At 62.0% G+C, this 9,824-nt stretch carries 9 protein-coding genes; all 9 read right to left on the bottom strand.

What is annotated here, in order from left to right:
• Positions 1-408: 408 nt before the first annotated feature.
• Positions 409-864 carry a CoxG family protein gene (locus V8324_RS20175; protein WP_336421696.1) on the bottom strand — a complete coding sequence of 152 codons (456 nt, stop codon included), beginning with the start codon at positions 862-864 and terminating at the stop codon, positions 409-411.
• 110 nt (positions 865-974) lie between these two features.
• Positions 975-1,583: a nucleotidyltransferase family protein gene (locus V8324_RS20170; protein WP_336421695.1), complete on the bottom strand. Its 609-nt coding sequence runs from the start codon at positions 1,581-1,583 to the stop codon at positions 975-977.
• Positions 1,576-2,355, bottom strand: a complete 780-nt coding sequence (locus V8324_RS20165) for an XdhC family protein (protein WP_336421694.1) — start codon at positions 2,353-2,355, stop codon at positions 1,576-1,578. Before V8324_RS20165 ends, V8324_RS20170 begins: the two co-directional genes overlap by 8 nt.
• Positions 2,352-3,533, bottom strand: coding sequence for a vWA domain-containing protein (locus tag V8324_RS20160; protein WP_336421693.1), 1,182 nt, complete (start codon positions 3,531-3,533; stop codon positions 2,352-2,354). Before V8324_RS20160 ends, V8324_RS20165 begins: the two co-directional genes overlap by 4 nt.
• Positions 3,530-4,405 (bottom strand): AAA family ATPase, encoded by an 876-nt coding sequence (locus V8324_RS20155; RefSeq protein ID WP_336421692.1) that lies wholly within the window; start codon positions 4,403-4,405, stop codon positions 3,530-3,532. The genes V8324_RS20160 and V8324_RS20155 overlap by 4 nt, the downstream gene beginning before the upstream one ends.
• Before the next feature lie 42 nt (positions 4,406-4,447).
• A complete protein-coding gene (locus V8324_RS20150) occupies positions 4,448-6,874 on the bottom strand; it encodes an aerobic carbon-monoxide dehydrogenase large subunit (RefSeq protein WP_336421691.1) in 2,427 nt (808 codons plus the stop codon).
• Complete coding sequence (locus tag V8324_RS20145; RefSeq protein ID WP_336421690.1) at positions 6,871-7,365, bottom strand: (2Fe-2S)-binding protein; 495 nt, start codon at positions 7,363-7,365, stop codon at positions 6,871-6,873. Before V8324_RS20145 ends, V8324_RS20150 begins: the two co-directional genes overlap by 4 nt.
• A 12-nt stretch (positions 7,366-7,377) precedes the next feature.
• Positions 7,378-8,232, bottom strand: coding sequence for an FAD binding domain-containing protein (locus V8324_RS20140; protein WP_336421689.1), 855 nt, complete (start codon positions 8,230-8,232; stop codon positions 7,378-7,380).
• Between the two features lie 113 nt (positions 8,233-8,345).
• A complete protein-coding gene (locus tag V8324_RS20135; RefSeq protein ID WP_336421688.1) occupies positions 8,346-9,470 on the bottom strand; it encodes an MHYT domain-containing protein in 1,125 nt (374 codons plus the stop codon).
• Positions 9,471-9,824: the final 354 nt, after the last annotated feature.

Below are 9,824 nucleotides of genomic sequence, written 5' to 3'. Positions count from 1 at the left end.
TCCCATCTCTGCCTCATGATCCGTTTTCAAGCACGGAATCACGGATCCGGCAGCCTGAAAAGGGCCCCAGAGTCAAACCTTTCGCGCGCTGGTATGACAGGTGTCCCAAGGTCTTCCTCTCGGCGATCGCGCTCGCCGCAACTGTCATCTATTGGTTATGAGTCCAGACCCTAACAAAATCGATGAACCCGCTATCGGAACAGATGGGTCTTCCGGTCGCCCAAAGGGCAAAACGCATCAGGACGGCGCAACAGGCTTCACGCGTACCGGGTGCGGGGACGCAAGGACCGTTATAGTGGGGCGATCGTGGCGCGGATTGCCCCCGTATCTCCGCGACAGCCCATCCCGTATGGCAGCGCCGACCACTTTGCGATGATGTCGGGTATGTGTTCTGCGCAGATGAGGCCCTCAGGCGGGTTCGTCCTCACTCACCACCGCAGCGAAGGATTTGAAGAATTTGGCCGCCAGCTTTTTGGCGGTGCTTTGGACCAGGCGGCTGCCCAATTGAGCCAGCTTGCCGCCGATCACGGCCTTTGCCTCGTAGCGCAGGATCGTCGTGTCGGGCCCATCGGCCGTCAGGGTGACATCTGCTCCACCCTTGGCATGCCCTGCGGCCCCACCATTGCCTTGTCCGGTCAATGAAAACGCATCCGGCGCGCCGGCGGTGTCCAGTTGAACATCCCCACTGAACCTGGCTTTCACCGGCCCAACTTTCAGGAGCACTTTTGCCGCCAGTTCAGTATCGGAATGTTTTACGAGTTCTTCGCAACCGGGGATGCATTGCTTGAGGACCTCCGGGTCATTCAGCGCGGCATAGACCTGGTCTTTGGGTGCGTTGATGATGATTTCGTCCGCCAGTTCCATGGGATATCCTTTTCAGCAACAGGGGAATTTGATGGTGGCCAAGTGCGCGGCCTGTTCCGGGGTCAGCGCCAATTTGCGGCGAAAGCGAGGGGTGAGCCGTCGCAGTATCTTCATGCGGTGTCCTCCAGTCTGCGCGCGATCAAGGTCTCATAGGCCTCGGGCGTGTCGATATCCGCGTAAAACCCGCGTGCAGCCAGAGCGTGAAACTGGACATGCTCGGGATGGGCGCGGGTGAATGTCTTGCAACCCGGCGACCGAGGGTCTGCCAGAAGTCGCGCACGCAGGGCGGCAGGAACCACGATCGGGTTTCCGCGACGCTGGTTCATTGCGGGGATGGAGATGCGCTGCCTGTCCGCCGACATATGCGCGCCGAGAAGGCTCCGGATGTCACCCGTTGTCAGCAGCGGTTGGTCGCCCAAGCCAATGAGGACCGCACCGGCGTCGTTTGCGGCGCGCAATCCACACGCGACCGACGTCGCTTGGCCCTTGGCATGATCCCGGTTGAAAACCGTCATTGCCTGGCTGTCTGCCATGGCTGCAGCGACATCGTCAGCCTCATGTCCGGTGACCACCAGAACCGGCCGCGCCGTTGCCGCGCTGTAGACATCCACCATGTGCCGGATCATCGGCACGCCACCAACTGGAAGGAGCAGCTTGTTGCGGCCCCCCATACGTCGCGACAGACCCGCTGCCAGGATGATGGCGGTGACGTCACGCATCGGACTGTTTCAACGCGGCGCGTCTGATCTGCACCAATTGCGCCAGAATCGACAGGGCGATTTCCTCTGGTGTGACCGCCCCCAGATCCAGACCGGCGGGGGCTCTGACGGTGTCGATCGCCGATTGATCAAGCCCGGCTACGGAAAGCTTTGTGGCGAGGGCCGCATATTTCCTGCGACTTCCCACGAACGCCACACAGCGTGCGTCGGCCGTCAGCGCAGCTTTCAGGGCATCAAGGTCGCCCTGACCTTGCGTCGCGACAACGACAAAACACTGTTGGTGTTCTTTGTTTGGGTGCGGCGTTCCCGTGACAGACCAGTGGAACTGGGGCGCAAGCGCGCTGAGGGCCTGCGCCACGGGAGACGCGCCCATGACCACGAGTTGTGGCAAGGGCAGACAGGGTTCGATGAAGATATCGACCGTCCCGCGCGACGGGCAGCCGTTGCGGGCGAATGTCATGCCATCCACTTCGTCCCCCGCGACGACGCCCTTTTCCGCCAGAAGATCCTCGGGCGCGACAGAGACAAGCTGCGGCGTGCCATCGCGCAACGCCTGAAGTGCAGCCCGTTTGACCGCACCACGGGTGCAGCCGCCACCCAGCCAGCCCTGCAGCATCGTCCCATCCGAGCTTAGCAGCGCCTTTGCGCCCGGTTTGGCCGCCGTCGATCCGGCGGTGCGCACGATGGTGGCAAAGGCAAAGGGTTCATCGCGGTCACGCAAGGCCTGCGCGGCTTCGGCCAGATCGCCAGAGAGGATTTCGGCCGGGGTCATAGCGTTGCCAGGTCCTTTTCCAGCGCGGCCAGATCGGCAAGGGTGTTGGCGGGCTTGAAGGCATCGAGATACGGCAGGGCTGCCGCCATGCCTTCGGCCACCGGCGCATAATCCGCCCAGCCTTTCAGCGGGTTGAGCCAGATCACCTTGCAGCCGCGCTTGCGCAGTTTGGCCAACCCGTCTGCGATCAGGTCCGGCGGTGCCGTGTCATAGCCATCCGACAGGATCAGCACGACGCTGCGCCCGTCCACGCACCGCTTGGCATAGGTATCTGCAAAGCGCATCAGGCAAGGGCCGATTTTGGAGCCGCCCCCGAAGCCGTCGGCCATCAGCGACATGCGCCCGATGGCGCGTGTTGCATCCTTGTCGCGCAGAGCTTCGGTGATGCGCACGAGGCGGGTATGGAAAAGATAGGCGTCCGCGGCCGGATCGGCCCGCATGAGACCAGCCAGAAACGCCAGGAATACCCGGGCATAGACCGACATCGAGCCGGAAACATCGCAGAGCGCCACGATCTTGCGCGTCCGGTCCGGGCGCTTCTTGCGCAGAAGGCGCAGGGGTTCCCCGCCTGTGGCGAGGCTCTGGCGAATGGTTTTGCGGAAATGCAGCCGGTCCCCCTTGCGCGCGGCGATCCGGCGGCGGGACCGTGTGTCGCGCAGGGCCGCGCCGATGCGGCGGGCGACCTCCTCGGCCTCGGCAATCTCTTCGGGGCGGACCAGATCGCGAAGATCCTTGCGGGCCAGATTGTGTTGCTTCGTGGCGATCAGCTTGCCGGTGCCATCGCTCTCGGCCTCGCCGCTTTCCGTGTCGGGCGATGTGGCCGCCCCGGAGGCCGCGGCGTCCTCGCCCTTGGCATCGCGCGAGGAATGCACATCGTCACTGGTGGGGCTTTGGGGCGTCGGGATCACCTTCTGTTTTACCCGACCCATGTCCATCCAGTAGCTGTTGAAGAGATCGTCAAACCGCTCTGCCTCGTCCTTGCAGCCGGTGCAGACGGCGCGAAGCGCGCGGCGGCTGTCATCCGGGCGGATGGCATTCACCTCGCACAGAGCGGCCATGGCACCATCTGCCTCGGCCACACCAAGGCGCAGGCCATTCTCGCGCAGATGGGCGATGAACCCGGCCATCCGCGCGGCGGGGCCCGGATCGCGGCTTGCGAATATCGTCACGCGGCTCATGCGGCTTTACCAGCGATGCGTCCGGCCACCTCGGGGGTGATCTGCGCCTGATCGCTTTGCGTCTTGAGCAGGGTTGTCAGGGTCGATTGCAGCACTGCCGGATTTTCGGTCAGATCGGCGATGCCAAGCCCCATGAGCGCCGCCGCGAAATCCAGCATCTCGGCGACGCCGGGGGTTTTCTCGAGATCCTCCGCGCGCAATTTCTGCACGAAGCCCACGATCTGCTCGGCAAGCCGTGCTTCGACGTCGGGACAACGGGCCCTGAGGATGGCCAATTCGGTCGACCGGTCGGGATATTCGACATACGTATAAAGGCATCGGCGGCGCAGGGCGTCGGACAGATCCCGGGTGCCGTTCGATGTCAGGATCACGATGGGCCGGGTGACGGCCTTGATGGTGCCAAGCTCGGGGATTGAGACCTGAAAATCTGAGAGGATTTCAAGCAGGTAGGCTTCGAATTCTTCATCCGCGCGGTCGATCTCATCGATCAACAGGACCGGGGCCTTGTCTTGGGTGATCGCTGCAAGCAAGGGCCGCTCCAGCAGGAAATCGCGCGAAAAGATGCGCTCCTCGACGGCCTTGCCGGTTTCTCCGGCCTCGGAGGCGGCCCGGATGGTCAGCAACTGCCGCTGGTAGTTCCATTCGTAGATCGCCTGGGCCGCGTCCAGCCCTTCGTAGCACTGCAATCGGATCAACCGCGTGTCCTGCAAAGCCGACAAGGTGCGGGCGATCTCTGTCTTGCCAACGCCGGCGGCCCCTTCAAGCAAAAGAGGGCGGCCCAACGACCGTGCAAGCTGAAGTGCCACGGCCAGATCGTCCGATGCGACATAGCCGTGACCGGCCAGCGCGGTTTTCAGATCAGTCCAAGTCATGCGCGTCTCCGTCGGGCGGGGTTAACCCCGCCCTGCCATTGCTTAGTCGTGCAGGCCGAGCTTGTTGGCGGTCTGCCAGATCCGCCAATGGTCATGCGGCATGTTGGTATGCCGGTTGCCAAAGGGGCGGAACGCATCCTGCACCGCGTTTGAGAAACAGGGCACACCGCCCACATGAGGGCTTTCGCCGACGCCCTTGGCGCCGATGGGGTGATGTGGGCTGGGTGTTACTGTGAAGTCCGTCTCGTAGTTGGGCACTTCCCACGCCGTGGGCAGGAAGAAATCCATCAACGTGCCGGTCTTGACGTTGCCCATGTCGTCATAGGCAATTTCCTGCCCAAGGGCGACGGCGAGCGCTTCGGTCAGACCGCCATGCACCTGACCTTCGATGATCATCGGGTTGATCCGCGTGCCGCAGTCGTCAAGCGCATAGAAGCGGCGGATGTCCGGCACGCCGGTGTCCACATCTATGTCCATGACGCAGACATAGGCCCCGAAAGGATAGGTCATGTTGGGCGGATCATAGTAGCTGACCGCCTCAAGCCCCGGCTCCAGCCCCGGAATGGCCTGGTTATAGGCGGCAAAGGCGATCTCTTTCATGGTCTTGAACTTCTCGGGGGCACCTTTGACCGCGAAACGATCCACGTCGAATTCCAAGTCGTTGTCGTGAACCTCCAGCAGGTAGGCCGCGATCATCTGCGCCTTGGCGCGGATCTTCCTCCCGGCCATGGCCGTAGCGGCCCCCGCAACAGGCGTCGAGCGCGAGCCGTAGGTGCCAAGGCCATAGGGTGCCGTGTCGGTGTCGCCTTCCTCGATAGTGATGCTGTCTGCGGGCAGGCCGATTTCACTGGCGAGGATCTGCGCGAAGGTCGTCGCATGCCCCTGCCCCTGAGAGATGGTGCCGAGCCGCGCAATGGCGGAGCCCGTGGGGTGAATGCGAATTTCGCAGCTGTCGAACATGCCGAGCCCGAGGATGTCACAATTCTTGACAGGCCCGGCTCCGACGATCTCGGTGAAGAAGGACAGGCCGATGCCCATCAGAGAGCGCGTCTTGCCCGCCTTGAAATCCTCGACCCTTTGCGCCTGTTCGGCGCGCAGACCTTCGTAGTCGACCGCTTTGAGCGCCTTGTCCCAGGCGGTGTGGTAATCCCCGCTGTCGTATTCCCAGCCAAGGGCCGCGGTATAGGGGAATTGCTCCTTCTTGATGAAATTGATGCGGCGCAGTTCCGCGGCATCCATGTTCAGCTCGATCGCCAACACCTCGATCATGCGCTCGATGAAATAGACGGCCTCGGTCACCCGGAAGGAACAGCGATAGCTGACACCGCCGGGAGCCTTGTTGGTATAGACCCCGTCGACTTCAAGGTACGCGGTCGGGATGTCATAGGACCCGGTGCAGATGTTCATGAACCCGGCCGGGAACTTTGTCGGGTCCGCACAGGCGTCGAACCCGCCGTGATCGGCCGTGACCTGACACTGCAACCCGGTGATCTTGCCTTCCTTGGTGGCCGAAATCTTGCCGGTCATGTGATAATCCCGCGCGAAGGCGGTGGTCATCAGGTTGTCCATCCGGTCTTCGATCCACTTGACCGGCTTGCCCGTGACGATTGAGGCCACGACCGAGCAGACATAGCCTGGGTAGGCCCCGACCTTGTTACCGAACCCGCCACCGATATCGGGCGAGATCACGCGGATGTTATGCTCTTCAATGCCCGAAATCAGCGAGACCACGGTGCGGATCGCGTGCGGGGCCTGGAACGTACCGTAGAGCGTCAGCTTGCCATTGACCTTGTCCATCGACGCGACGCAGCCGCAGGTTTCAAGCGGGCACGGGTGGGTGCGGTGATAATACATGGACTCGGTCGCCACGACCTCGGCGTTGGCGATGACCTCTGCGGTCGGGTCCTTGTCGCCCGCTTCCCATGTGAAGATGTGGTTGGGATGTTTTCGCGGCCCGTGGGCACCTGCCGGAATGGAGCCGTCCTCGGCCACAAGATCCTCGCGTAGAACGACGTCCGATTTCAGGGATTCGAACGGATCGACGATGACGGGAAGTTCTTCGTACTCCACTTCGACCAGTTCGATCCCGTCGGCCGCCGCGTAGCGATCTTCGGCCACCACAAAGGCCACTTCCTGGCCCTGAAACAGCACCTTTCCATCGGCCAGCACCATCTGCTTGTCGCCCGCGAGGGTCGGCATCCAGTGCAGGCCAAGGGGGCGCAGGTCGTCCGCGGTCAGGACCGCCAGAACACCCGGCACGTCCAGCGCGGCTGAGGCGTCGATGCTCTTGATCCGCGCATGGGCATAGGGCGAGCGGACGAAATCGCCGAACAGCATCCCGTCCAGCTTGATATCGTCGACATAGTTGCCCTTGCCTTGGGTAAAGCGGGCATCCTCGACCCGCTTGCGCGAGCAGCCAAGGCCCTTGAGGTTATCGACGCGTTCTTCGCGCGTGACATCGTCCTTCATTCCGCGGCCTCCTTGGCTGCATTCATCTCGGCCGCGGCCGCCTGAATGGATTTAACGATGTTCTGGTAGCCCGTGCAGCGGCATAGGTTGCCCGCCATGCCGAAGCGGATTTCCTCTTCCGTCGGGTTGGGGTTCTCCTCAAGCAGCTTGGTGGCGCGGGTGATCATGCCGGGCGTGCAATAGCCGCACTGAAGACCGTGATGTTCCTTGAACGCCGTCTGCAACGGATGCAGGTCGTCCGGGCCGCCGATGCCTTCGATCGTCGTGATATCCGCGCCATCCGCTTGCGCCACGAACATCGTACAGGCCTTGACCGACTTACCGTCGATGGTGACGGTGCAGGCCCCGCAATGCGAGGTTTCGCATCCGATATGCGGGCCTGTGATATTGAGCCGCTCGCGCAGCGTGTAGATCAGCAGCTCACGCGGCTCGGCGAGGAACTCCTCGTTTTTTCCGTTCACGTTCAGCTTGATGTGCATCTTTTTCGACATGATGGTTCTCCCTTACGCCCGCGACCATGCGCGTTCGATCGCGCGGCGCAGGATCACGCCAGCAACGTGGTTCTTGAACGCGACCGGGCCGCGATTGTCTTCGGTGGGGTCGATATCGCTCAGCATCGCGGTAACGGCGGCTGTCAAAGCCGCGTCATCCACGGCTGTCCCGACCAGCGCAGCACCGGCTGCGTCCGAGAATATCGGCGTATCGCTCAGGTTGGTCATCGCGATGGCGGCGCTGGTGCAGATGCCACCGTCCTTGACGATCTGCACGGCGGCGGCGGCGGTCGCATAATCGCCGATCTTGCGCTTTTGCTTTTCATAAGCATAGCCGCCCGAGGGCCGTGGGATGGTGACGCAGGTCAGCACCTCGTCATCTTCGCGCGCGGTCATGTAGGCCGCCTCGTAGAACTCCCGTGCCGGGATCTCGCGCGCGCCCTCCGGCCCGACGACCGTGAAGCTTACATCCAGACATTGCATGAGCCCCGGCATGTCGTTGCCCGGATCGCCATTGGCGACATTGCCTCCGACGGTCCCCATGTAGCGCACCTGCGGATCGGCGATCTGCAAGGCCGCTTCGCGCAGGATGGGAGCCGCGCCGGCGAGATCCGCATGGTCGATCAGATCTGACTGCGTGACCAGCGCACCGATCCGGATGCTGTCGCTGCCAATCTCAATATCGGACATGCCGCCGACGTCCTGCAGGTCGATGAGGTGAAGCACGTCGGCCATGCGCAGCTTCATCATCGGGATCAGGCTGTGACCGCCTGCCATGACACGGGCGTCGTCGCCGTGCTTCTCAAGCAAGGACAGGACACCGTCCATATCCTTGGGCCGATAGTAATCGAATGCCGCAGGAATCATCGGCTTTCTCCTCCCTCAAAGCGAATGTTCTGGCTGACCGGGACGGTGCGTGCGCCCGCCTGCCGCAGCACTAAGAAATCAATGAAACGCAGGTATTTTGCACGAAATGCGCGCTATGGTGCACGAATTGCGCCGACCTGCGATGCAAGGGCGGCCTGAATCGCTTTCAGCTTGGACCGGCTCACGGGGGCGGGTGGCAGATCGACTCCGTCGAACAGACAGCGCCCCTTGTCCTTGTCCCGCTCGAACCGGGAAACGCGCCCGGGATTGACGAGGTAACTGCGATGGGTCTGCAAGAACCCGGCGGGCAAGAGGCGCTTCGAGGCCGCGGTGATGGGCCAGGCGCAGAAAAGTCGCGCGTTTTCGGTATAAACCTGCGTGTAGTGCCCATCGGCGCGGACGAACAAGACGTCCCGTGACGGAACAAAGACTTTCCTGCCGTCACTTTCACACGGGACGTGCAAGTCGGCCTTGACATGCGGCACAGGCCCAGCCGGTGGCGCCTCGCCGGCGACCTTCTCGCCTGGTGCCACGAGATAGGTCACGCTGACCCACAGGCAGGCCCCGAAAATCACGAAACTGAAAAACACCACGCCAAGCGCGAGTGTCTGGTTGCTCATGGACGGCCCGAACTCCGCGCGCGTGGGTCCTGCCACGAAATTGGTTCCTGCGATCGCCAGAAAATGCACCGAGCACACCGCAATCGCAAAGCAGACCGTCCCGATCAGGATATTACGGTTCGAGCGACGGCCGTAAGCGATCCAGAATGCCAGCACGCACAAGCCGATGGCGACAACGGAAGAGAATGCAACACCCTTTGTTGTATAAACCGCCCGGCAAAGCTCGAGCCCGGCCATCCCGATGTAATGCATGACCAGTATGCCCACGCCCACGATCCCGCCCGCAAGCGAAATGACAAGCGGTGTGCGGTCGGCGAAATGCAGTAGGAGCAGCGCCGCACCAACCAGCAAGATCGCCGAGAGCGCCGAAATGAGCGTGATCGCCGCGTCGTAGTAGAACGGAATCGGCAGCTTCAATCCAAGCATGGCCACGAAGTGCATGGCCCAGATCCCGCCCCCCAAAGCGACCGCGGCCAGCGCGATGGATGCTTTTCTTTGAAAGACCGGTTTTTTGGACAGATCACGGGTCAACGACAACCCGGTAAACCCGGCAACAAGCGCAACGACGCACGACATTGCGATCAGGAAGCTGCTGTGGGTGACGCTCAGGAATTCCATCCCTTCGAAGCATGCCCAAGCTTTGACCGTTTTGCAAACCTCTCCGATAGCTCAGAGTTCCGGTTTGGTCACAAGCCGAGCGAGCGAGAGCGCCAATCCTGAAAGACCTCGGGCGAGATAGCGAAAACGTGAGGGTGGTTAAAACTGGGCGCCATCCAACAAGAGCGATATTTGTATGCAACGCCGTATCATGCATTTTGCGTGGATTGTGTTCTTTAATCTGTCAATGCGCTTTTCCAATTGCTGTCGATGTCTCAGGGTCCGATTCAAAATGGGTTGAATGATTTCAGTGCCTTGCGAGGCGGCGGGTCATACGTCTGATATGGGCGATGAGGACCCAAGCCTCTGCGCTCT

The organism is Roseovarius sp. D22-M7 (assembly GCF_037083785.1).
Classification (GTDB): Bacteria; Pseudomonadota; Alphaproteobacteria; order Rhodobacterales; family Rhodobacteraceae; genus Roseovarius.
The sequence above is the reverse complement of the archived record's forward strand: the minus strand, read 5'-3'. Positions and strand labels throughout refer to the sequence as shown.